General features: G+C 40.6%; 21 protein-coding genes. 13 read left to right on the forward strand and 8 right to left on the reverse strand.

Going from position 1 to position 22787, the window contains the following annotated elements; genetic code table 11:
* Nucleotides 1-6: 6 nt before the first annotated feature.
* Both QQK06_RS15825 and kdsB read left to right on the forward strand, forming a co-directional pair.
* Entirely contained in the window at nt 7-192 is a 186-nt protein-coding gene (locus tag QQK06_RS15825; RefSeq protein WP_284245743.1) for a Trm112 family protein, read from the forward strand.
* Between the two features lie 14 nt (nt 193-206).
* Nucleotides 207-1007 carry a 3-deoxy-manno-octulosonate cytidylyltransferase gene (gene kdsB, locus QQK06_RS15830; RefSeq protein ID WP_284245744.1) on the forward strand — a complete coding sequence of 267 codons (801 nt, stop codon included), beginning with the start codon at nt 207-209 and terminating at the stop codon, nt 1005-1007.
* Nucleotides 1008-1029: 22 nt separating this feature from the next.
* Here the strand turns inward: kdsB and QQK06_RS15835 are convergent, their stop codons facing one another.
* The gene (locus QQK06_RS15835) at nt 1030-1620 is read right to left on the reverse strand and encodes a class I SAM-dependent DNA methyltransferase (RefSeq protein WP_284245745.1); all 591 of its coding nucleotides are present in this window, start codon (nt 1618-1620) and stop codon (nt 1030-1032) included.
* A 427-nt stretch (nt 1621-2047) separates the two neighbouring features.
* On the opposite strand from QQK06_RS15835, the gene QQK06_RS15840 reads away from it, so the two are divergent.
* Nucleotides 2048-3097: an alpha/beta hydrolase gene (locus QQK06_RS15840; RefSeq protein ID WP_284245746.1), complete on the forward strand. Its 1050-nt coding sequence runs from the start codon at nt 2048-2050 to the stop codon at nt 3095-3097.
* Between the two features lie 20 nt (nt 3098-3117).
* Here QQK06_RS15840 and QQK06_RS15845 read toward each other — a convergent pair whose 3' ends face one another.
* The 4 genes from QQK06_RS15845 to QQK06_RS15860 all read right to left on the reverse strand — a co-directional run bounded on the left by QQK06_RS15845 (nt 3118) and on the right by QQK06_RS15860 (nt 6323).
* A complete protein-coding gene (locus QQK06_RS15845) occupies nt 3118-3609 on the reverse strand; it encodes a GNAT family N-acetyltransferase (protein ID WP_284245747.1) in 492 nt (163 codons plus the stop codon).
* Nucleotides 3610-3672: 63 nt separating this feature from the next.
* Nucleotides 3673-4449: a ribonuclease H family protein gene (locus QQK06_RS15850; protein ID WP_284245748.1), complete on the reverse strand. Its 777-nt coding sequence runs from the start codon at nt 4447-4449 to the stop codon at nt 3673-3675.
* A gap of 116 nt (nt 4450-4565) precedes the next feature.
* Nucleotides 4566-5351 carry a prolipoprotein diacylglyceryl transferase gene (gene lgt / locus QQK06_RS15855; RefSeq protein WP_284245749.1) on the reverse strand — a complete coding sequence of 262 codons (786 nt, stop codon included), beginning with the start codon at nt 5349-5351 and terminating at the stop codon, nt 4566-4568.
* Nucleotides 5352-5414: 63 nt separating this feature from the next.
* Nucleotides 5415-6323, reverse strand: a complete 909-nt coding sequence (locus tag QQK06_RS15860; RefSeq protein ID WP_284245750.1) for a prenyltransferase — start codon at nt 6321-6323, stop codon at nt 5415-5417.
* Between the two features lie 104 nt (nt 6324-6427).
* Here QQK06_RS15860 and QQK06_RS15865 point away from each other — a divergent pair, with 104 nt between their 5' ends.
* Nucleotides 6428-7345, forward strand: coding sequence for an aldo/keto reductase (locus QQK06_RS15865; protein WP_284245752.1), 918 nt, complete (start codon nt 6428-6430; stop codon nt 7343-7345).
* Between the two features lie 89 nt (nt 7346-7434).
* On the opposite strand, the gene QQK06_RS15870 is transcribed toward QQK06_RS15865, so the two are convergent.
* The gene (locus QQK06_RS15870; RefSeq protein WP_284245753.1) at nt 7435-8643 is read right to left on the reverse strand and encodes an aromatic amino acid transport family protein; all 1209 of its coding nucleotides are present in this window, start codon (nt 8641-8643) and stop codon (nt 7435-7437) included.
* Nucleotides 8644-8933: 290 nt separating this feature from the next.
* Complete coding sequence (locus tag QQK06_RS15875) at nt 8934-9524, reverse strand: carboxymuconolactone decarboxylase family protein (RefSeq protein WP_284245755.1); 591 nt, start codon at nt 9522-9524, stop codon at nt 8934-8936.
* A gap of 190 nt (nt 9525-9714) precedes the next feature.
* Here QQK06_RS15875 and QQK06_RS15880 point away from each other — a divergent pair, with 190 nt between their 5' ends.
* Complete coding sequence (locus tag QQK06_RS15880) at nt 9715-10260, forward strand: MarR family winged helix-turn-helix transcriptional regulator (RefSeq protein WP_284245756.1); 546 nt, start codon at nt 9715-9717, stop codon at nt 10258-10260.
* A 181-nt stretch (nt 10261-10441) separates the two neighbouring features.
* Here the strand turns inward: QQK06_RS15880 and QQK06_RS15885 are convergent, their stop codons facing one another.
* The gene (locus QQK06_RS15885; RefSeq protein WP_284245758.1) at nt 10442-11374 is read right to left on the reverse strand and encodes a CE1 family esterase; all 933 of its coding nucleotides are present in this window, start codon (nt 11372-11374) and stop codon (nt 10442-10444) included.
* 129 nt (nt 11375-11503) lie between these two features.
* Between QQK06_RS15885 and QQK06_RS15890 the strand changes: the two genes are divergently transcribed.
* From QQK06_RS15890 to QQK06_RS15925, 8 genes are all read left to right on the forward strand, one after another.
* A complete protein-coding gene (locus tag QQK06_RS15890) occupies nt 11504-13618 on the forward strand; it encodes a winged helix-turn-helix domain-containing protein (protein WP_284245759.1) in 2115 nt (704 codons plus the stop codon).
* Nucleotides 13619-13880: 262 nt separating this feature from the next.
* Nucleotides 13881-15791 carry a sensor domain-containing diguanylate cyclase gene (locus tag QQK06_RS15895; RefSeq protein ID WP_284245760.1) on the forward strand — a complete coding sequence of 637 codons (1911 nt, stop codon included), beginning with the start codon at nt 13881-13883 and terminating at the stop codon, nt 15789-15791.
* Nucleotides 15792-15880: 89 nt separating this feature from the next.
* Nucleotides 15881-16078 carry a hypothetical protein gene (locus QQK06_RS15900; RefSeq protein ID WP_284245761.1) on the forward strand — a complete coding sequence of 66 codons (198 nt, stop codon included), beginning with the start codon at nt 15881-15883 and terminating at the stop codon, nt 16076-16078.
* Between the two features lie 113 nt (nt 16079-16191).
* Entirely contained in the window at nt 16192-16965 is a 774-nt protein-coding gene (locus QQK06_RS15905; protein ID WP_284245762.1) for a DUF1835 domain-containing protein, read from the forward strand.
* Between the two features lie 144 nt (nt 16966-17109).
* Nucleotides 17110-18321, forward strand: a complete 1212-nt coding sequence (locus tag QQK06_RS15910) for a lytic murein transglycosylase (protein ID WP_284245763.1) — start codon at nt 17110-17112, stop codon at nt 18319-18321.
* 117 nt (nt 18322-18438) lie between these two features.
* Entirely contained in the window at nt 18439-20109 is a 1671-nt protein-coding gene (gene glnS / locus QQK06_RS15915; RefSeq protein ID WP_284245764.1) for a glutamine--tRNA ligase, read from the forward strand.
* A gap of 347 nt (nt 20110-20456) precedes the next feature.
* Nucleotides 20457-21695 carry a cell division protein ZapE gene (gene zapE, locus QQK06_RS15920; protein ID WP_284245765.1) on the forward strand — a complete coding sequence of 413 codons (1239 nt, stop codon included), beginning with the start codon at nt 20457-20459 and terminating at the stop codon, nt 21693-21695.
* A gap of 123 nt (nt 21696-21818) precedes the next feature.
* Entirely contained in the window at nt 21819-22727 is a 909-nt protein-coding gene (locus QQK06_RS15925) for a DMT family transporter (protein WP_284245766.1), read from the forward strand.
* Nucleotides 22728-22787: the final 60 nt, after the last annotated feature.

Here is a 22787-nt window from a genome sequence, read left to right on the forward strand (position 1 = left end):
AAAATAATGGCTTTTGATATTAAATTGATGGAAATACTGGCTTGTCCGGTATGTAAAGGTAAATTGCACTATAACAAAGAGCGTAGTGAATTAGTTTGTAATTTTGACCGATTAGCGTACGCAATTCATGATGATATTCCGGTGCTATTAGAAAGTGAAGCACGTCATATTAGCGAAGATGAACGCGGTTAAGTAGGATAGATATTATGTCTTTTGTCGTAGTGATCCCAGCTCGTTTTCAGTCATCTCGTTTACCGGGCAAGGTACTAGCAGATATTGACGGTAAGCCAATGATCCAATGGGTGGTGGAAAAAGCGCAGCAAAGTGGTGCGGAAAAAGTGATAGTTGCTACAGATGATGAGCAGGTCGCTCAGGTAGTGAGTGACTTTGGTGGTGAAGTGTGTAAAACCCGCGCGGATCATCACTCTGGCACTGAACGTCTTGCTGAAGTGATGAATCATTATCAATTTGATGATGATCAGATCATTGTCAATGTTCAAGGCGATGAGCCATTTATTCCGCCTGAAAATATCAGTCAGGTGGCGAAGAACTTAGCGAATCAACAGCGTACCAATCAGCAACAAGCGCGGATGGCGACGTTAGCCGTGGCTATTACTGAGGCTGAAGAAGTGTTCAACCCTAATGCGGTAAAAGTGATCTGTGACAAAGATGGCTATGCCTTGTACTTTTCCCGTGCGGCTATTCCTTATGATCGTGCCCGTTTTTTAGCGCACAATAATTCTTCGGTTAATGGCACTCAGGAGATTGGCGATTACTATCTGCGCCATATCGGCATTTATGCATATCGTGCTGGCTTTATTAAAGATTATGTTAACTGGCCGGCTAGTGAACTGGAACAGGTCGAGTCATTAGAACAGCTCCGGGTGTTATGGCAGGGAGAGAAAATTCATGTTGGAGTTGCACAAAATCGCTTGCCGGTTGAAGGGGTTGATACGCCGGAAGATTTAGCAAAAGCACGTGCCTTTGCTAAAAGTTTATCCCGATAACTAGTGGCGACTGAGCGCAAATCTAGCTGTGACTGTTTTGCCCTAGCGCCATGACAACCGGCATGGTATTTCCTTGATCATGCAGTTCAAATGGAACTGACGTCGTGCATGAAATAAATCCTGCATGGCTATAGGCTTGTTGGATTTCTTGTGCTGAAAAACCACTACCAGCAGTATCATTTTCTTTTAACCAGTCCCACTGAAGCAGGTAACCACCAGGTTTTAACAGCTGCTTTAGCTGTGAGATTGTTTCAAGGTGATCTGGAACAAAGGCCAGGGCGGATGACGCGACGATAATATCGAACTTGTCGTTTAATACTGGTTGAGTCTCAATCAGTTTCGGACTGAGCAGATCGGCAATAGTAATTACATTATTAAGCTGTTTATTATCTAACACAGCGATCATTTTTTTGGCTGGATCCAGTGCCACGATCGATTTTGCCTGCGATGCCATTTTTTCTGTCAGTAGCCCTGTACCACAGCCAAAGTCTAAAATGCGGCAATCCTTAATATCTAAAGTGTTAGTTAACGCATCATAGGCTTTTTCTGCATAGCTAATTACTGAGTCATTGCTGTCCCAGCCGTCGGCATAGTCATCCCAACTGTCACTCATAAAGTTGTTCTCTTGTTTGTTGATAATTTCTAAAACGTGATAGCGAATGAGCCGCTTAACTTTTCGCTATCGCGCAAAGTTATCACAGAGCGCAAGCTAACACCAAAGGTTTGCATATTAGCAGGGGCATAGGTAGCAAATTAAACTACCTAGCTTAGAAAGTGGAATAGCTTAATGCTTGTTGTTTTTGTCGAGGATAAATACTGCGCGACATTATTTGATTGCTCCATTGCTTATATACCTTTTGCTTATTTGAAGATCTAATCGCAAGAATAGCTTGACGATTATTTAACTCGCAGTAAATCGTTAGCATGAGAAGTGGGCAGTATTTTTACCTGTTTTTATTCATAGTTCGATACGGGTCGAAGCATCTTTATTTCTCAGAGCTACACTGACTTTTTATTGAAAGGCTATTGAGAGAAATTTTATGAAATTAACCCTAGGTTTTATCCTGTTCTTAGGCGTATTGTTATCGGCTAAGTTATTGGCAGTAAATCAAGCTGCTGTAAAAAGTACTCGTTATCATGAGGTTGATAACGTTAAGCATCAGGTGTTTAAAATTAACAGCCGCATTGACGGTTTGCAATTAGCACTACACAGTGCCAGCCCTTTAGCCAAAACGAAACGGGGTACCATCTTGCTACTGCACGGTTCGTCATTTCCATCGCAGTTGTCGTTTGGTTTTACTATCTCAGGGAAGTCATGGGTTGATCAGCTAACCTCGCTTGGCTATCAGGTATATAGTTTAGATTTTTTAGGTTATGGTGATTCTGATCGTTATTCTGAGATGATCCAGGGAGAGCAAAATGCCGAGCCATTGGGACGAGGTGTCGATGTTTTACAGGATGTTAATTTAGCGGCAGAGTTTATTTTAACTCAGGATAAAGTCGCTAAAATAGATGTCTTAGGACATTCATGGGGCGGGGCTGTGGCAGCACATTTTGCTGAGCGTTATCCTGAAAAGGTAGAGCATTTAGTTTTGTATGCCGGCATTACCACGGCACAAGCTACAAAAAGCGCCGCAAACAATACAGTGCCAGCTTACAGCGAACTAACGCCAGAGCTAAGGATTCAATCTTTAGCGTCATTATCTCCGGAGGCAGATCAGCCTTTATTGGCTCAGGAAATGTTTAAAACTTGGGGAGTTCAATGGCTTGCTTCCGATCCGTTGGCTAGCGATGAGTTGAAAGTGAGATACCCTGCGGGCCCGAATGCCGATGTGGCGGATTTTTTTCAAGGGGTTTCTTTTTATAACCCAAAAAGTATTCGAGCTAAGGTGCTGATCATTCGTGGTGAACATGATCAATATCCCTCAAATGAACAGGCGTATCAATTGTTTAACGCGTTAACTAATACGGAAAATAAACGCTACGTGGTGATAAATAACGGCACTCATGTGCTGCATTTAGAGCAAAACCGTCACCAATTGTATCAGAGTGTCAATGACTTCCTGTTAATGCCCGTTAATAATCGTTAAAACAACTGTGGTTAACAAGCTTAAGTGTTAACCACTAATTGTTTATGCATGATATAGCTGTCAATATAACCTAGTTTAGGATGGCGATAGGCCAAAGGTATGGTGCCTATGATCTGAAACCCTAGCTTTTGCCACAGCTTGATTGCCACTTCATTACTGGAAATAACCGAGTTAAATTGCATAGCTTCAAAGCTGAGCTCTATGGCTATTTGTTGTGAATGCTGACAGAGTGTCCGAGCAATGCCTTTTCCTCGTGCCGCTTCTGAGACCATATAACCACAGTTACAAATATGATCACTAGGCCCCATAGCATTTGCTTTAAGGTAGTAGCAACCAAGTACTTGCCCGTTGTCGATATAGGCAAAGCTTTTTAATGGCGTGAGACACCAAATCTGATATGCCTGCTCAATATCCATATCTGGATCAAAAGCATAGGTTTCCTGTGCTTTGATAACTGCCTGAAAACTAGGCCAGAAATTTTCAAAGTCTGCCCGGGTCATCGCTCTGATCATCTCGTTTCGCTCCTTATATTAACACTAGGTTAGTCGAATAATGGTTAAGTGTAATATTGCCAATTAGCCTGAAGGCATCGCCAGAATTGTACTGATAGTTAAGCTATCTTCATATTGAATAAATTGAGTTTCTTGCTGCATTCTTGCATATACCGCCATGCGATCTGCCAGTTCATTACCTTCAATATCTGCGTGCCCTTTTACATGAGTGATGGTGATTTTGGCTTTAAGGGCTAAATAATGCTGGTAGCAGGCTTTGACTAATTCAGGGTTTTTAATCGCCTGACCATCGGCTTTTTTCCAACCTTTTCTCTGCCAGCCTGCTGCCCATTTAGTGATACTGTCGATGGAATATTTGGAATCAGAAAGGATTTGTACGCTTTGACCTTTATTGACGTATTGTTGCGCCAATTTAAATGCTTCCAACATACCGTTAAGCTCAGCGGTATTATTGGTGCCATCGGGCTGATAAAGACCATACCAAAGCGCAGTTAATTGCTTACCCTGATAGATGGCAATACCTGTACCTGATTTTCCTGGATTTGGTGAACAGGCACCATCACAGTAAATATTGATATCTGCATCATTATTTATTGTTTTCGCTGATGAGCTTGCTTTCGAGACTGTTTTACCGCTTGGTTGAGCATTATCTTTAGCTAAAGAACGTTTCATTAGTGCTTTTGTATAGCTCTCAGCAAATGCTGCTTCTGCTTCTGTTTTGCTGGTAAAGCCCATATATTGCGCGTCGGCGCGGCCAGCAGTTAACTGTTGAACTTGTGGCCAGTTATCAAATACGCCAGTTTGAGCCCCTTTCCATACGACATAATATTTTTTTGCCATTCGTTGTGTTTACCTTATGTAATCATTGCCTAATGAAGTAGCTTTTTGTTTAAGTTACAAGTTAATTGTTACGCTGGAAAATGGCAGCCGTGATAGTCACTGCTGCCGTTTATTTTTTATTGTTGGTTAGTTCGTTTAAATGCGCGAACGATTAGTGCTACCCCAACTAAGAAAAATGGAATACTGAGCATTTGCCCGGTGTTGAGCGCTGCTTCTATTTGATATGCCGCTTGTTGTTGTTTGAAAAATTCAATAATAAAACGGGCGGTGAAGGTCATGATCAAGAATAATCCCAATAACATTCCCTGATATTGTTTCGCTTTAGTAGTGCGATAAATAATGGTTAAACTGATAAATATCAGGCAATAGGCGATAGCTTCATAAAGTTGTGCTGGGTGACGGACGACATTATCAACACGGGCAAAAATAACGCCCCAGGGCACATCGGTGGCTTTACCTAATATTTCGGCGTTAACAAAGTTGGCACTGCGAACAAAGATACCAAACAATGCTGTGGCAATTGCCAGGCGATCTAACAGCCAGATAACATTAACTGCATATTTTCGGCTAAACAGGTAGCCAGCGATAATAGCGCCTAAACCGCCGCCGTGGCTAGCAAGGCCTCCTTCCCATATCGCGATGATTTTCAAAGGGTTGGCTAAGTAGTATTGGGGATCGTAAAAAAAACAGTGGGCGAGACGGGCACCGACAATAATGCCGACGACGACATAAACTAACAAGTTATCTAACAGCTCAACGTTTTGTTTTTCTTGAGCAAAAATCCATTTCATATAGTACAGGCCAGCAAAGATAGAGCTGGCAAATAATGCTCCGTACCAATGAATAGTGAGAGGACCAAGGGAAATTAAAACTGGGTCAACATTCCAAATAAAGTGCTGCACGCAAGTACCTAATTGATTTAGCAAATAATAATGCTGGCTAATATAACAGGCTGATCTTAAGTTTTATAGAGTCGAATGGTTAAATAAAATAATCGCAATAACGATAGGTGTCAGGTTAGCGCTGAGCACGTTAAATGTCAGGTACTTGATTTGCCCTGCTATTTTTTGCTGATATTTGCACATGCCATAAAGAGAGATAAAAGAGAACGCCATTGGCACAAGAGCCAGTAGTATCAGTTTAGGTAAGGGTAAATAGCGGGTCGTGAGTATCAATACTACAACGCTTAACAAAGCTGAGGTGCCATATAGCAAGTTACTTTTTTTTATGCCATAAGCAATAGGAAAGTGATTTCGTCCTGCTTGTTGATCCGCATTTATATCCGGGTATTGATTAAGGAGTAATAAGTTGTTGATTTGCAAAAAAGGGATCAGCAGCAGCAGCGTTAAATAAGGATGGATGAGTTCACCAGTTAAAACAAAATAGCTGCCACCAGCGATAAGTACGCCAATGCCGAGTCCGGGGGCAAATAAACAAAGCCACGGAGACTTATTTAAATAGCGGGTGTACGTGAAAATGATCAGTGAGCCGATCAAACCAATTGGCACAATAGTTAGGCCAATGGTAATTGCAAAGTAACAGCCGATGATAAAGCTAGCGGTTAAACTGATGATAGCAATTTGATTAACCATTGATGCAAGTTCGGGTTGTTGCTGTAATAAACCGCTACCGCCACTAAAAGGCGTACGCTTGGTATTGGCATCTAAACCGCTGGCGTTATCTTGATATTCATTCAGGCAATTCACTGAAATTAATGCTGACACTGCGCCAATAATAATTAGTAGCAAATGGGAAAGGTTAATCGGCTGATTATTATAAACGGCAATACTGGCACCGTAGCACACACAAATAGGTGCCAACAATAAAAAGGGCGGCCGGATTGAAGGTAAAGCAGCAATAAAGCTAACTTGCATTTTATTTCACTTCTATCGTTAGTTCAAACCATTATAAATAACGATTATGCTTATTTGTCAAAGGCTTGTTATATTTAAAGCAAACTTTGTTTCATGGAATTCTTATGAAGTATACTTCAAATCCTCATTTTGCGTTAGATAGTTCACGGTTAATTTATGGCTGTATGCGTATTACGGGTGATAATAGCAGCGACGATCGACAAAAAGGCAAATTGGCGATCAGGACGGCAATTGACGAAGGTTATAACCATTTTGATCATGCAGATATCTACGGTGGCGGAGCATGTGAGTCACTGTTTGGGGAATTATTAAAAGAATCCCCTGAATTACGTGAAAAAATGATCATTACCTCAAAAGCTGGTATCCGGCCAAGGGTGAGTCCAACAGATTATGCGCCGACCCGTTATGACTTTAGCCAGCGCTATATTCTTGACAGTGTTGAAGCTTCGCTTACCCGACTTGGTATTGAGCAATTAGATATGTTTTTATTGCATCGTCCTGATTTTTTAATGGACGCGCATGAGGTCGCGGAAACTTTTGCCAAACTCAAGGCTAGTGGTAAGGTCAAAGCGTTTGGCGTCAGTAATTTTAGCCATTCTCAGGTCGAATTATTACGTTCGGTATTACCTATGCCGCTAGTGGCAAATCAGGTAGAGATCAATATTCATAATGTTGATGTGTTTAATAATGGCGTGTTAGATCAATGCCAGCAACATGGTATTATGCCTATTGCCTGGTGTCCGTTAGGCGGCGTTGCTTATTCTGCCTGGGGCAATACTTTTAGCGTTGCTGATGAACAGCGTATTGAAAATGAGTTGAACCAACAAGCGGAAAAATATCAATGCCAGCCTTGGCAGGTAATTCTCGCTTGGTTAATGTGCCATCCGGTTGGCATTATGCCGATTGTCGGTTCAACCAATCCAACGCGGATCGCGGATGCTAAAGCGGCATTATTGCTAAATTATTCGCGTGAAGACTGGTATCGGTTATTTGAAGCGAGAAATGGCGAGTCAGTGCCTTAGTTAGAGTTAGCTTGTATCTTTATTAAGTGCTGATAGTTAGCTCGTTAATGGCTAAAAAAGATTAACGAGCTGGTTCAAGCATATCTTAATTAGCCAACGCTAGGGAGTAGGCCTACCATTTGCGCACATTGTGCACCAATCACGATAACTCCTGCGATAGTGGCGCCCGCTAAACCGAAAGTGCCGCCTTTAACCTGATAAGAGTCCGCGCTTAGGTCTTGTTGTTTGCGTTGTCTCCATACCATAGCAACGGGTAAAAATACGGCCAGTATTACCAGCGCTATTGCCGCATAACCTAAGGCAATAATAAATCCTTGTGGATAAAATAAGGCAAAGCCAAGTGGAGGTAAAAATGTGACTACAGCGGTAATTAAACGATCTTTTTTATTATTCCCTTTATTGAGCGCATCGGTAAAAAAATCAAATAAGCCTAAACTCACACCTAAAAACGAAGTGGCCAGCGCTAAATCTGCAAAAATAGTGATTGCATAACTAACCGTTGAGTCATGTAATAGCGCACTGATGCTGGCGATAAAACCGGTTAACCCATCACTGGCTAGTAAATGTTCTTGAGTCATTAATCCCTGGCTGATCACTTGCCATAATAGATAAATGATCAGCGGAAATGCTGCGCCGATAACCATTATTTTACGTAACAATTTAACGTCTATACCGACGTATTTAACTACTGATGGGATAGAGCCATGAAAACCAAATGAAGTAAAAACCACAGGGATTGCTGACAATATTAAGCCTTTTTCTATCGGCATTTCTAATAAATGCTGGCCCTGAACATGGGGTGTTAGCATAAAAAACATGGTGGCAAGCACCATCACTTTTATCGTAAACAGTAATCGATTGACCTTATCAACCGTACCAGTACCTAAGGTAATAATAGAGCCAAATAATAGCGCGAAGATCACGACGCTTACTTGGGGAGACAGTGCGAATGAAAACCAGCGATCAACATTGGTTTGCAGTTGTGAGCCGCCGCCTGAAATGTATGCGGCACATAAGGCATAAAACAAAAATATCATCGAACAATTAGCAATGACTTGTCCTTTACGACCAAGCAGTGATTTGGCTAGCGTGTTTAAAGTGGCATTTTCATCTGCATGCTGGTGTACTTCCAACATGAGCAAGGCGGTATAAGTCATTAATGACCAAGTTAAAAACAAAATAACAATTGCGGCACTAAAACCTAAGCCTGCAGAAGCGATAGGAAGTGCCAGCATACCTGCTCCTATTGTGGTGCCGGCAATAATTAGAATACTTCCGAGAGTTTTACTATTAATCACTTGTTATGCCTTTTATTGTTGTGCCCAGAGGGTTAGTAGACAAATTAGAAGGCAGTAACTTAAAAGCTGGCTAGGGAAAAAGGAATTATCTACCGGCAATTAGCGTAATTAGCATTGTAGCTATAAATTTACAGCGAAAACCAGTACCAGGCTATTATGAAAATATTTTTTATAGTTATTTATTGAAATATAAAAGAAATATTTAAAAGTGAGTTGTGGCTATTAATTGACAAGCATATAAAAACGATGTCAGTGCGCCCTTATTTGACGGTAAGGGCGCATTTATTAGATTAAATATGCTTACCACGACTCCAGCTTGAATTGTTGAGCAGACGTTCGCCGGCATTGACGGCACCGTCTTCCATGGTTGTGCCCATTGAGTCATTCCAGCGATTTAAATAACCAAAGAGTGCGATAACTCCAAGAATTTCAACTATTTCACCTTCATCCCAGTGTTGATGGAGTGCATCTGCTATTTCACTGTCAACCGCATTAGGAACACTCGACGCCGCCAGGGCAAATTCAAATGCTGCTTTTTCTGCTTCTGTATATAAATCACTGTCTCTAAATGACCATATGTTAGCTAAGCGAGCTTCAGAACCTCCATAGCGCTCAGCAGCTAAAATGGTATGGGCTTCACAATATCGGCAACCCGTATTAGCACTGGTTAAGTAACCAATCAAACGCTTTTGTTCTGAGGTCACTCGTCCCTCATTGGCCATGACCGCTTTATTTAGGTTAATAAAGGCAGTTGCGATGGCAGGGCGGCGCTGCATCGTTAAAACACTATTAGGACAAAAACCTAAGGTTTCATTAAAAAACTTTGCTAATTCAGTAACTTCTGGATTTTCATCACAGGCAAGAGGTTTGACTAACGGCATATATTTCTCCAAAGAATGAACGGCTCATTTGGTATTACCATAAAATATTTATATTGCATATGCAATATATTGTTGGCATTGGTAAACGGTTAGCTCTTTATTTATTTTCAGAAAATGATAAAGTTTCGGCAACAATTGCTTACATAGGCGTAATACCATTAATAAGTCAGTACGTAGTCAAGCCTTTCAATTGACGGAAGAAATAGATAAACCACTCGATCTTTCCAGTCATTTACCATTTCGTATTGCTGTGGTCAGTAATCTATTAGCACTTAATCGTGATTGGAAAATTCGCAACTTGTCAGATCTTGATCCGAGAGAAATGCGGGTACTGATCAACATTGGTTCTTATATGCCAATTAAATCTGCTGATATTGCTTATCAATCACGACTGGATTCTTATACCGTTAGCCGGGCGGTTAAAAAACTATTAGCATTGGATTTAATTGAGTCTCAAACAGATCTATATAAGAAAAATGTCAAAAACCTAGTGTTAAATGACCGAGGAAAAGAATTATATCAACGTCTTATTGCTGCGCTAGATGAACGCTCTAAGCAATTGGAAAAAGTATTAACACAAGATGAGTTAACGTTGTTTTATACCATGCTAGAAAAGGTAGAGAATAAAGCGGAACAGTTGCTGGCTGAACAGGCAAGAGACTTAATTAACAGTGGCTTAGATGCTCCGGCAGATCAAAAAGAATTGATTCGTTGGTATAAAAAAAGTTCGAGCTAACAATGGTGACTTTTCTGCTGTATATCGAAAACTTTTAATCAATCACACAATAAAAGCAATAAGTTTAATATGGGCATTGCCCACGCTTTGTCGCTTGTTATTTTTCGTGTTTTAAACAGCATTCAAGGGTAATAACGACAATTTGTTATTACCCCTGTTTTACCAAGCGTTAATTGTTAATTTAGTCAAGCAAGTAGCTATAGATGCTCAATAACGCTTTAGCCTGATAATTAGACTCGTGAGCAACATTGGTCATTTTTGACAGCGCTAAACTTTTTGCACAACTTTTGTAACGTTCCGTAATGGTTTTTTCGCTGGTACTAGTTACACCGGCCTGCTCTGTAGTATCTGTACTCTGCGCGCACCCATTTTTTTTTCGCCAATGATCGATGGTTTCATCAACAGATATTATATGGCCGGTACCTCGCCCGTCAAAAGGCACATCACTATCTGTTGGACTATGAAAGTGGTGAAGGTTTACTGGGGTTGAGGTAGAGCAGTTGGCCAAGTCTCCTCGGTATTGCCCGGCAAGCGAAACAATAGCGGTGATCTGCTCTGGCATAACGCAGGCAAGCTTATAAGCCATAAAACCACCGGCAGAATAACCAAAGATAAAAAGTTTGTCAGCGCTAACATTATAATCTGCTTTTACTTTTGTGATGAGTTCAGTTAAATAGTCGGTATCTGAATTGGCAACATTCTGGCTACTATTATTACTAGACCAGCCCCACATAGTATTATTTCCCTTCGGACTTACCGCAACGAGGTTATATGTGTCGGCTAACATTTTCGCATTAAAAATTGACGAAACTTTATTCGGTGTTCCTGGTGCGCCATGCAAAAGTAATGCAACCCCTTGGGCATTTTGTCCTGCAGGTTGATATAAAAGACTGTCTCTATTACTGACTGTTAAGCATTCATAGCCACCTTCTAATGATAGCCCAGCACAGGCAACTGGATCTTCAACAGTAGGAACTGGAGTTGACTCATTTCCACCTCCGCCACTGCCACCACCACAAGCGGTTAGTGCTAAAGATAACAACAAGGATGGCGCAGTAGTTAAGCGTGTTAATTGACGGTTTGTTTTCATTGTATTATTTACCATTTTTTTCATTGGGCAGCCCCTTTATTTCCAAATCTGTCGAACATAGTGTTAATCTTGTTCCATTAAGGCAATAACCGTCAGGTAATGAAATAGTAATGATTTGGTAATGCCATAAATATTAAGGGGATAGAACCGGTAATGAGATTTGTTTTTAGAGAGTTCGTTGTTGACAGCTCTTTATTTATGCTGACAAAAAATGGCCAAAAAATAGAATTAGAGCCAAGAGTATTTGAATTATTATTGTATTTTTGTCGCAATCCTAATACAGCTATTTCCAGAGAACAGTTGATTGAGCAAGTTTGGCAACAAAGAATTGTTAGCTACGCCGCCATAAATCGAGCCGTTAGTGAATTAAGGAAAGTCATAGAGCAATATCCTGCTCAACCGGAAATTATCACAACCATTAGCAAAGTTGGTTATCAATTTACTATTACACCGACCACTCAAGAACAAATAAGTGATGAAAAAGGTATAAACACTAATGAGACTCAGGAAAATTTAAATACTTATTCACCCTCAATTGCGGCCATAAAAGCGGGTAAATTATTTAATTTCTCCGTTAATAGAAAACTCATTGTGAGTTTAGTGTTAGTTTTGGCAATGATTATCCTTGCTATTGTTACCGTGACACAGCCATTTTCTTCACAGAAGGAACACGTTCCTGTTCGTGCAAATATAGTGGAACAGCCTTTAATCTCGCTAAAAGGCATAGCCAATAAAGCGCAACTCTCACCAAACGGTAAGGATTTACTCTTTATTCATCGAGAAAAACCAAACGACAATGCGATGATTTGGTTGCAATTTGCTAATGGTACACAGCAGCAGCTTACATATGATAGTTATTATTATGTTTTTGCGATTTTTGGCGCAGAAAACCAAATTATTGCTACTCGATTTAATAACCTACATCAGCGCCAATGTGAAATTGTTAGCATAGATATTAAAAAGCAGATCATTAGTCCGATAATAGCCTGTGCTGAACGGGCAGTGACCATGCTGGCCTATAACAATCATTCCAATACCATATATTTTAATTATCGGACGCAGTTAAATGCACCGTTTTCTATCCATGCCTATCAACTAGCCACTGGTCGGTTACAACAATTGACCTTTGCTTATAGTGGTGGAAATATTCGTGGCGACTACAGGTTAGCACTATCGCCTTCACAGGATAAGTTAGCAGTACTTGAATATCAGGAAAACAGCAGTGCAGCGCTTAAGGTTTTGGATCTGGCGAGCAAAGGGGTTGAATATCACCAGCAGGCGTTTAACACTAACGCCAGTATTTCCTGGCTTACTAATAGCCAACTTATTGTTGCAGATAGTCAAGGAGTGCATCGCTATGATATTCAAAGTAAAAAGCTGAGTACAATTAAGGCATTGAGTGATATCGGCTCTGTTTCTGCTCATGCTAGTAGTGGTACAATAGTATTTGATAGGGGCGCAACTGTTGCCAACCTTTATCAATTTAGTATTAACAACTCAGATGCTCTCAATAGTAAACGGGCGATCACTGCTACCAATTTTGTTAACTATCACCCACAGTTAGCTAATCGTTCAAATAAAGTTGCTTATTTGTCAACAGATAATGGTGAAGCTCAGGTCATGGTCAAACCTGAAAACGCGAATGCCTTTAAAACACAATTTCAGGAAAAAGTTAAAAGTTTAGCCAATTTTCACTGGTCGCCAGACGATAATTACCTTATCGCCAGTATTAACAATGAACTGCACATGTTTAATGAACAAACTAGGCTGTGGCGGCAATTATTATCTGAGAATCATAATGTGCATTTCGTCTATTTTGCCAATCAAGAACAGCTCATTTTTAGTTCTGACTATAGTGGTGATTGGCAAATTTGGCAGTTAGATATAAACAATGGTCAGGTTAGCCAGTTGACAACAAGTGGAGGCTATAGTGCACAAGGTGATCCAAATGATGGTTACCTATACTTAACAAAATTTAATGCTGTAGGCCTGTATCGCTTAAACCTAGCCACTAAAGAAGAGCAGCTCATTATTGGTGATTTTCCACGAACCTCCTGGAAAAAATGGCAACTAAGAGCTGGTACTATTTATTATATGAATGAACGGCATATTATGGCGTTTGATATCAAGCGAGAGACCAATCAAACTGTGATGAGCTATGGCGAGCGTGCTCAGGTACTGTTTTCGGTATCTTATGATGAAAAATCCCTACAACATGCAGTGATAGAACAATCAAATAGTAATATTTGGTTATTAAAAATGAAGTAAGGCCTAATAGTGTTATTTTCGTATATTATTGAGCCGTTGTGGTTTAGATGCTCGACAGATCAAAAAGAATTGATTCGCTGGTATTAAAAAAACTCAAGCTGACTTTATTTCGCACCTATAATAAATTATTGATTTACATTAAAATAATGTAATGGTGATGGTACTACAGTTATCATTATTAATTGCGAGTTTCGCTAGCATCTAGGATGTCAATGCTATACTCGATGGATAAGGGCTTGGGGTCGATAAGGTAATAATGGTTATGGCGATATTGTCATTAGCGTGGAAAAGCGGGTTGTTTTTCTCTAAAAAAGGCTTTGTCGTTAATGCTCGAAAATATTTGTTTTTAGTATTGCTTCTACCCAGTTTCGTTTCTTTTTCTTCGAATCATAGCAGTGATTTTCTCTCTGTCTTTCAGCGTCATAGCGCTATTATGCTGATGATAGCGCCAGACAGTGGTCATATTGTTTACGCCAATGAGGCGGCAAGTGCTTTTTATGGATATCCGGTAAATAAGCTAACCACATTGACTATCCAAGACATCAATATGTTAACGCCAGAGCAGGTGGCTGTAGAGCGTGAAAATGCCGAACGGGAGAATCGGCGCTATTTTATTTTTCGCCATCAAATAGCCAGTGGTGATATTAAAACGGTTAAGGTTTACTCCATCCCGATTCAGTTAGCGGGCAAGTCGTTGCTTTATTCGGTTATTCAGGATATTTCATTGCAGCGACAACTGTCGCAAGAGCTGTGGCATTATCAAGCCAGTCTAGAGCAGGCTGTTGATTTACAAACGGCTAAAACGAAGAATAAAACTTCCTTGATCAATATGTTATTAGCGATAGGCATGGCGTTAATGTTAGTAACTTCCGGGATCTTATTTTACCTGTTAAAGCGTAAAAACCTTATCGAAGAGAAGAGTCATCAGTTATCACAGATTGTTGAACAAAGTCCGGTGGCGATAGCAACGACGGATTTATCCGGTCATATCGATTATGTTAACCAAAAATTTATTCGTGATTGCGGTTATTCAAAAGAGGAGCTAATTGGTAGTCAACCGAGCTTATTAACCGATGATTCGCTGGATGCTAGGGTTTACCATCAAGTGGTTGCTAGTGTTGCCCGAGGAAAAACGTGGATAGGAGAACTTTATACTAAAAGTAAAAATGGTGAAAAATTTTGGGAGCGAGTGCATCTTTATCCAATAAAAAATGTGCAGGGCAGTATCGTGAATTATGTCGCAATTAAGGAAAATATTACTGAACTAAAGGAAGATGAAAAGCAGCTTAGGTTGGCGTCAACGGTATTTCAAACCGCAACAGAAGGGGTGATGATTTCAGATGCAGACAATATTATTGTGGCGGTTAATGATGCCTTCACGCAAATTACCGGCTTTTCTCAGCAGGAAGTGTTAGGCAAGAAACCCTCGATTTTAAGCTCCGGTCATCACGACGATGCATTTTATCAACAGATGCAACAAACCCTTGATGCTAAAGATAGCTGGCAGGGAGAAATATGTAATCGCCGTAAAGACGGTGAAATTTATTATGAATGGTTATCGATCACTGCAATCAGAGATGAGCGTGGTGAGCTGGAAGCTTATGTTTCTTTGCTCAGTGATATTACTCAGCGTAAGAAAAACGCAGACAAAATATATTATCAAGCAAATTTTGATGCCTTAACCGGCTTGGCTAATCGTAATTTGTTTCTCGACCGTTTCAACCAAATGCTGGAACAGGCGAATCGAAATGGACAAAAAATAGCCCTGTTCTTTATTGATCTCGATGGTTTTAAAGGAATTAATGATAACCTAGGTCACGCAATTGGTGATTTGTTATTGCAACAGGTGGCGGAACGTTTATCACAGTCGGTGAGAAAATCTGATACGGTTACCCGGCTAGGTGGTGATGAGTTTGCCATTATCTTAACTGAAAATGATGACCTTGATGCGGTAGCTCGTATTGCTAGTAAAATTCAACACAGCATTGCTGAGCCATTTCAACTAAAACAACACCAGGCAATACTTTCCGCCAGCATAGGTATTACTATTTATCCCGAGCATGGCAATGAGCTCGATGAATTGCTGAACAAAGCGGATAGCGCGATGTATCGAGCGAAGCAAAATGGCCGTAATAATTATCAATTTTATCGTGATAGTGAAGAAATTCTTTAGTTATGCCTCAGTATAAAAATTAAACAGTTTGTCTTATACTAAGGTTATGGCAAATAATGCTTTACCAGCATGAGCTAAAGGAGCTTAGTATGGTTTCTTCAATCAGTGGTAATGGGCAACCTAATGTTGCAGAGGTATTAAAAGAACAGGCAAAAAATGTTGAGCAGCAGCGTCAGCAGGCTGAGCAAGAACGCATTCGTCAAGAACAGCTTCGTCAGCAACAGGCAGAGCAAACACAGCAATCTAATGATCCTCAGCGTGGCCAAAATGTCGATGTTCGCGCTTGAATTGAAATAGCCTCAGATAAGGGTAACAAGTAAACCAGCGCTAGATTTCACTTTTATTTATGCTGGTTGATTTGTTATGGTTTGATAACATCAATTTATCCGTTTAATTTTTATTGTCTCAGCAGCCACATATAACTCCCGATAATACTGTTCATATTCTTAATGGTGATGCTTTACGAGAGTGCTTTCCTCCGTCTTTATCAGGAGAAATTATCGTTGCCAGAGAATGTTTGGTCGATGGTGATGTGAAAGGTGACACGTTCGATCAGCTGATGACAAACAGAGCGGCTTTTATTGAACAGTACCCTGAATGTTCTAAAGAGCAATATTTGCAATCTACAGTGCCGGAATTTAAAAAGATTTTGGCACTAGCACCTGATCGGCAGGTGGTTTGCTGGTTTGAACAAGATTTATTTTGTCAGGTTAATTTCTGGTATGTCTGCTCGTTACTGATCGATAACCCGCAATTAATTGTTTATTTAGTGCGACCAAACAAGGGCAATGAATACAGTTTTGCGCATATGTCGACGCGGCAGTTAATCGTTGCTTTTGACAATAAACAGCAGCTGACCAAAGAGCAGCTGAAGTTATTTGCCGGGCTTTGGTTCGCCTATCAACAGCAAAACTGGCAACAGCTGGAATCGACCGCTGCTCAGCTTAGCAGCGATTTTTTATTTGTTAAGCCTGCCGTTGATGCTCAGCTCGCCCGTTTGCCTGATGCTAATGGCTTAGGTTTACCTGAGCGTGAATTATTAGCCATTATGCGCCGTCAACAGCATTTAACCTTTACAGCGGTTTTTCAGGAATTTTATCAATCGATGGCGTTATATAGTTTTGGTGATCTGCAAGTTAAGGCGATGTATGACCGCTTATTACCTTTAGTTTAGCGTCTGTATTTTGCTGTCGAGTAAATCTTGTGCAATCACTCAGATTAATCCCGCTGTTTAACTATTATCACTTGTTATCTTCACGCCTCGTTATATGATGAAAGCAGTGAATAATTTCGGTGATGGTATAAGGATAGTGATTAGATGAATAAATGCGCAGTAGCTCTTGTTTGTGGTGTGGCCGTTTCGATATTAAGTAATTCTCCCCGTGCTTATGCGACAAGTGATAGTCAGGATTTTCAGCAATGTCAGCATAGGATTAAAGAGCAGGCGGTTACTCAGGGCTTTTCTGATAACATTGTAGCGCTCACTGAGCAGTTAACACCCATTAAGCGAGTCTTAACCCTAGATAAAAAACAGCCGGAGTTTGCTGAAAGTTTTGCGCAATATGTTAATAAACGGGTTAGTCATTATCATGTCAATAAAGGTCGCGAACTGCTGAAGTCTCATAAAAAATTATTCAGTCAGTTGCAGGAAAAATATGGCATACCGCCACAATATCTCGTGTCATTTTGGGGATTAGAAACCGTGTTTGGCCGCCATAAGGGGAAGATGTCAGTATTAAATGCCTTAGCAACTCTTGCTTGTGATCAGCGTAGAAGTGAATATTTTACCGATGAATTATTCGATCTATTTCACTTGATTGACCAAGGTGTGGTTAGTACCGCTCAGCTTAAAGGTTCATGGGCTGGAGCTATGGGACATATGCAATTTATGCCATCGGCGTTAAGAAAATATGCTTTAGATGGTGATCAGGACGGTAAAGTTGACGTCTGGCAAAGTGAGCAAGATGCCTTAACCAGCGCTGCGAACTACCTGAATCAAATTGGCTGGCATAGCAATGAGCGTTGGGGTAGAGAAGTGTTGTTACCCGAAGATTTTGACTTTAGCGCGATTGAATTTGATCAGCGTTACCCATTAGCGACATTTGCTAAGATGGGAGTTACCAAATTAAATGGTCAAGCTTTACCTCAATACGATACTCAGGCGGAATTAGTGCTGCCGAATGGCCATCAGGGGCATGCGTTTTTGGTTTATCAAAATTTTGATGTCATTATGAATTGGAACTTGTCGAAAAACTATGCGCTCTCGGTCGGAATTTTGGCGGATAAACTGGTTGGCGGCCAAGGTGTTCGCAAACTCGCTAGTGCTAAACCGCTTGCTTATAGCCGAGTACAACTGGAGAGGTTGCAAGCTAAATTGAATGCATTAGGTTTTGACAGCGGCGAACCCGATGGTATCTGGGGGCCAAACAGCCGTAAAGCGATTCGAGCATTTCAAATCGAGCAACAATTAATTGCCGACGGTTTTCCTAATAAAGAAGTGTTTGAGCGCTTAGGTTTGTTACAAAGCTAGTATTTCTGTTGTTTAGCACGATAAAAAGCGCTTTAGCAGCTATTCTCGTTGAAAAACACTTGATATAATGCCGCGCAATTACATTTAGATTTTATATATTTTATAGAGGTTCTGTGGATGTCGGAAGTTGAAAACCGTCCTACTAATTTTATTCGCCAAATAATTGATGCTGATCTGGCAAGTGGGACACACACCAGTGTGCAGACGCGTTTTCCACCTGAGCCTAATGGTTACTTGCATATAGGCCATGCCAAATCGATTTGCTTAAATTTCGGTATTGCTAAAGATTATAATGGCTTATGTAATTTACGCTTTGATGATACTAACCCTGAAAAGGAAGATATTGATTACGTCAATTCCATTAAAGAAGATGTGCACTGGTTAGGTTTCCAATGGTCAGGTGATATTCATTATTCATCGGATTATTTCGACCGTTTGTATGGTTATGCGGTTGAATTAATTGAGAAAGGTTTAGCTTATGTTTGTTTCTTAAACGCAGAGCAAACCCGAGAATACCGCGGCACGTTAAAGCAGCCAGGTAAAAACAGCCCGTATCGTGATACCTCACCAGCAGAAAATTTAGCGTTATTTGAAAAAATGAAAAATGGCGAGTTTAAAGAAGGTGAGTGCGCGTTAAGAGCAAAAATCGATATGGCGTCGAGCTTTATGTGTATGCGCGATCCGGTGATTTATCGCATTAAGTTTGCTCATCATCATCAAACCGGTGATAAATGGTGCATTTATCCAATGTATGATTTTACTCACTGTATTTCTGATGCCATTGAAAATATTACTCACTCATTATGTACGTTGGAGTTTCAGGATAACCGCCGTTTATATGATTGGGTGATCGATAATATTTCGATTGAATCGCGCCCACGTCAATATGAGTTTTCTCGCTTAAATCTGGAATATACGGTAATGAGTAAACGTAAGTTAAACTCATTGGTAACCGAAAAGCTGGTTGATGGCTGGGACGACCCGCGGATGCCAACGATTGCAGCATTTCGTCGTCGCGGTTATACGCCAGGTTCACTGCGTGAATTTGCTAAGCGCATTGGTGTTACTAAGATGGATAACACCGTAGAAATGAGTGTCTTAGAAGCTTGTATTCGCGAAGACTTAAACGACAACGCACCACGTGCGATGGCGGTACTTAACCCAATTAAGCTCGTGATTGAAAATTATCCGCAAGATCAGGTTGAGCAATTGACAGTAAAAAACCATCCCAGTGATGAAAGTCAAGGTACACGTATCGTGCCATTTGCTAAAGAATTATATATTGAAGTGGAAGATTTTAGAGAAGAAGCGAATAAAAAATATAAGCGTTTAGTGCTTGGCAAAGCGGTACGTTTACGTGGTGCTTATGTAGTAACTGCAACAGGTTGTGATAAAGACGCTGACGGTAATATAACTACAGTTTATTGTCAGTACGATGATAAAACCTTAGGCAAAAATCCAGAAGATGGCACTAAGCCTAAAGGCGTTATCCATTGGGTCAGTGCCGAGCAAAGTTTAGATGCCACCGTGCGTTTGTACGACAGATTGTTTACCGTGCCTAACCCGGCAGCAGCAGAAGACTTTCATAGTGTGATTAATCCTGAATCTTTAGTGGTGATTGAAAACGCGAAAGTAGAACCTGCCTTAGCACAGGCTAAGCCTGAGCTTGCTTACCAATTTGAACGTCAGGGCTATTTTTGTTTAGATAACAAAGAAGCTACTGCTGACCATTTAGTGTTTAACCGTACCGTTGGTTTACGCGATACTTGGGCGAAAATTTCAGGCTAGCTAAGAGCTAACAGGTTAAGTCAATTTGTGAAAAAACGCGCCATTTAGCGCGTTTTTTTATGCCTTAAAATGACTTATGCAATATTTAATTCAATTGGTGTTGTTTATGTTATGACTAGAGGTGCAACCTTTAGTCGTGTAGTTTGGTATTATTGTCCTTATATAACTATGGCGATATTCTAACTAAAGAGACCGCATCGGAGTAAAAATGAGTGGATAACTGCCAATGGGGTGTGGCTGGTCAGTAAATGAGCTACCGTGATTTTATCCATGTTTTTACGACAAATTAATTTCTTTCATTTTTCACTGGCGATAGAATATAAAAACACTCACTACCAGTAACATCTATGCCTGAAAACTCTCCGGTTAATCAATATCAAGCTCTGGTTGCTGCCAATCAAATCAGCTTTGATAACTCACAACAGCAAGCGGTTGAATTACTTGAGCAGTTATACCTAAAGCTAGTGACTAAACAGTCATGGTTTAGTCACAAAAAAACACCGATAAAAGGCATTTATTTGTGGGGGAAAGTAGGACGTGGTAAAACATTTTTAATGGATGTTTTCGTTGCTAGCCTGCCTAACACAATGTGCAAGCGCCAACATTTTCATCATTTTATGCAGGACGTTCACGCTCAATTAAAAGCGTGCGCTGGCCGTGTTGAACCGTTAAAATATCTGGCGAAACAGTTTAGTCAACAGTATCAGGTTTTATGCTTTGACGAATTTTTCGTTGCTGATATTGGCGACGCCATGCTATTAGGAAACTTGTTGCAATACCTGTTTGAGCGCGGCGTAGTTGTGGTTAGCACCAGTAACTGCGCGCCCGATCAACTCTATCGTAATGGCCTGCAACGAGCGCGGTTTTTACCGGCAATAGCCGCCATTGAGCAACATACTGATGTTTTGCATTTAGATGGTAAGCAAGATCATCGCAAGCGCTCATTAACGTTTGAGCAAAATTACTTTGAACTACCTAACGAGAATGACCAGAGAGCAGCGTTGCATTTTAGCTTGCTTAAGTGTTTTGGTTTGGAGAGTGATCTCCCTAGCTTACATCATTCACCAGCACAATCTTCAACCGCAGCTTGTGAGACTAAAATGACTATTTTAGGACGGGAGCTCAATTGCATTACACAAATAAATGATGCGGCAAGGCGTGTTATTTGTTTTGATTTTTCCGAGCTATGTCAGGGCCCACGCAGTCATTTTGATTATGTTGAGTTAGCAAAAAAATTTCATACTATTTTATTATTCAATGTACCGGCAATGAGTGGTCAGGCTTATGAAAGGATCAAAGCGAGAGGTACTGAGGATAATGGCTCAAATATCAATATCTCTGCTGGCGAAACAGGGGAGCGAGAAGTGATGCTAGCACCTATGGATGATGCGGCCCGACGATTTATTGCCCTAATTGATGAATGTTACGACTCACATATAGAGCTGGTGATCACCGCAGATGTGCCTCAGAATAAGCTTTATAATAATGGCACTTTGTTGTTTGAATTTGAACGAACAAAAAGCCGGTTAATCGAAATGGCCTCGGTTGAATATCGTAATAAGACCAGAGCGCGAGAGGAAGTGTAAGCGTAAGCGTTAGTTATCCCTTGATTAGTCAAACTGTATAGTATCACCGATAGCGATTTTGTAGCTATTTGTTGGCAGATAATTACTTTAGGCTAAGTAAATTATCTTAATGAGTGAGTGGCTATGCTGAAACAATCTATCCCATTTATCTTTGTGCTGCTATGGAGTACCGGTTTTATCGGTACCAAGCTGGGTTTACCTTACGCATCTGCGGGTGATTTTTTAATATTAAGAACCTTAGCCAATATCGCGATTTTTGCCATTTTATTGCTGATATTAAAACAATCCAGATTAAACAAGTCTCAGATTTTCCATGCCATGGTCACTGGGTTATTAATCCATGGTGCTTATTTGGGTGGAGTATATAGTGCTATAGCTTATGGTGTACCAGCTGGTTTAGCGGCGATTATTGTCGGATTACAGCCTTTATTGACCAGTGTTTTGGCGATAGTGGTATTTAATACTCAGCTTGCGCGTATTCAATGGCTAGCCTTATTTATCGGTTTAGTTGGCTTAGTGTTAGTGGTAGCCAGTGGTCTACAGTTAGCAGATGCCTCGTTTTGGGCACTCGCTTTCGCTTTTATTGCGTTATTTGGCATTACCTTAGGGACCTTATATCAAAAACGCTTTTGTCAGCAACAGGCAATGTTACCTTCAGTTTGCTGGCAGTATATTGCAAGTTTACTGGTGTTTGCCCCTATGGCGTTATTCGATGGTGGCCGGCAAGTTCAGTGGAGTGGTGAATTTATTTTTAGTCTTATCTGGCTAGTCTTAGTGCTGTCTGTCGCTGCGATCTTGCTGCTGATGTATATGGTCAAGCAGGGGGATACTGCTAAGGTTAGCGCTTATTTTTATTTAGTGCCGCCAGCAACCACGATTGAAGCCTGGTTATTGTTTAACGAACAGCTATCGCTAACAAGTTTTTTCGGCATGATACTGTGTGCGTTAAGTGTTTATTTTGTTATTCATCCTAAATTTGCTAAAGCGGTATTAGATACCCGAGATGAGGTTAGTCAGTCATCGGCAACGTAGTGAAGTTATGAGAAATAAAAAAGGGGCATTTGTTGTGCCCCATTTCTTTATTGCTATTAG

Origin of the sequence: Thalassotalea insulae, from assembly GCF_030161395.1 — a bacterium.
GTDB lineage: Bacteria > Pseudomonadota > Gammaproteobacteria > Enterobacterales > Alteromonadaceae > Thalassotalea_E > Thalassotalea_E insulae.

Excerpts from the sequence above, each read along its gene's own strand:
- QQK06_RS15895 (WP_284245760.1), top strand. The coding sequence starts at position 13,881 with ATGGCGATATTGTCATTAGCGTGGAAAAGCGGGTTGTTTTTCTCTAAA.
- QQK06_RS15865 (WP_284245752.1), top strand. The coding sequence starts at position 6,428 with ATGAAGTATACTTCAAATCCTCATTTTGCGTTAGATAGTTCACGGTTA.
- QQK06_RS15925 (WP_284245766.1), top strand. The coding sequence starts at position 21,819 with ATGCTGAAACAATCTATCCCATTTATCTTTGTGCTGCTATGGAGTACC.
- zapE (WP_284245765.1), top strand. The coding sequence starts at position 20,457 with ATGCCTGAAAACTCTCCGGTTAATCAATATCAAGCTCTGGTTGCTGCC.
- QQK06_RS15885 (WP_284245758.1), bottom strand. The coding sequence starts at position 11,374 with ATGAAAAAAATGGTAAATAATACAATGAAAACAAACCGTCAATTAACA.
- QQK06_RS15850 (WP_284245748.1), bottom strand. The coding sequence starts at position 4,449 with ATGGCAAAAAAATATTATGTCGTATGGAAAGGGGCTCAAACTGGCGTA.
- QQK06_RS15845 (WP_284245747.1), bottom strand. The coding sequence starts at position 3,609 with ATGATCAGAGCGATGACCCGGGCAGACTTTGAAAATTTCTGGCCTAGT.
- QQK06_RS15875 (WP_284245755.1), bottom strand. The coding sequence starts at position 9,524 with ATGCCGTTAGTCAAACCTCTTGCCTGTGATGAAAATCCAGAAGTTACT.
- glnS (WP_284245764.1), top strand. The coding sequence starts at position 18,439 with ATGTCGGAAGTTGAAAACCGTCCTACTAATTTTATTCGCCAAATAATT.
- kdsB (WP_284245744.1), top strand. The coding sequence starts at position 207 with ATGTCTTTTGTCGTAGTGATCCCAGCTCGTTTTCAGTCATCTCGTTTA.
- QQK06_RS15890 (WP_284245759.1), top strand. The coding sequence starts at position 11,504 with ATGAGATTTGTTTTTAGAGAGTTCGTTGTTGACAGCTCTTTATTTATG.
- QQK06_RS15900 (WP_284245761.1), top strand. The coding sequence starts at position 15,881 with ATGGTTTCTTCAATCAGTGGTAATGGGCAACCTAATGTTGCAGAGGTA.
- QQK06_RS15825 (WP_284245743.1), top strand. The coding sequence starts at position 7 with ATGGCTTTTGATATTAAATTGATGGAAATACTGGCTTGTCCGGTATGT.
- QQK06_RS15840 (WP_284245746.1), top strand. The coding sequence starts at position 2,048 with ATGAAATTAACCCTAGGTTTTATCCTGTTCTTAGGCGTATTGTTATCG.
- QQK06_RS15860 (WP_284245750.1), bottom strand. The coding sequence starts at position 6,323 with ATGCAAGTTAGCTTTATTGCTGCTTTACCTTCAATCCGGCCGCCCTTT.
- QQK06_RS15910 (WP_284245763.1), top strand. The coding sequence starts at position 17,110 with ATGAATAAATGCGCAGTAGCTCTTGTTTGTGGTGTGGCCGTTTCGATA.
- QQK06_RS15835 (WP_284245745.1), bottom strand. The coding sequence starts at position 1,620 with ATGAGTGACAGTTGGGATGACTATGCCGACGGCTGGGACAGCAATGAC.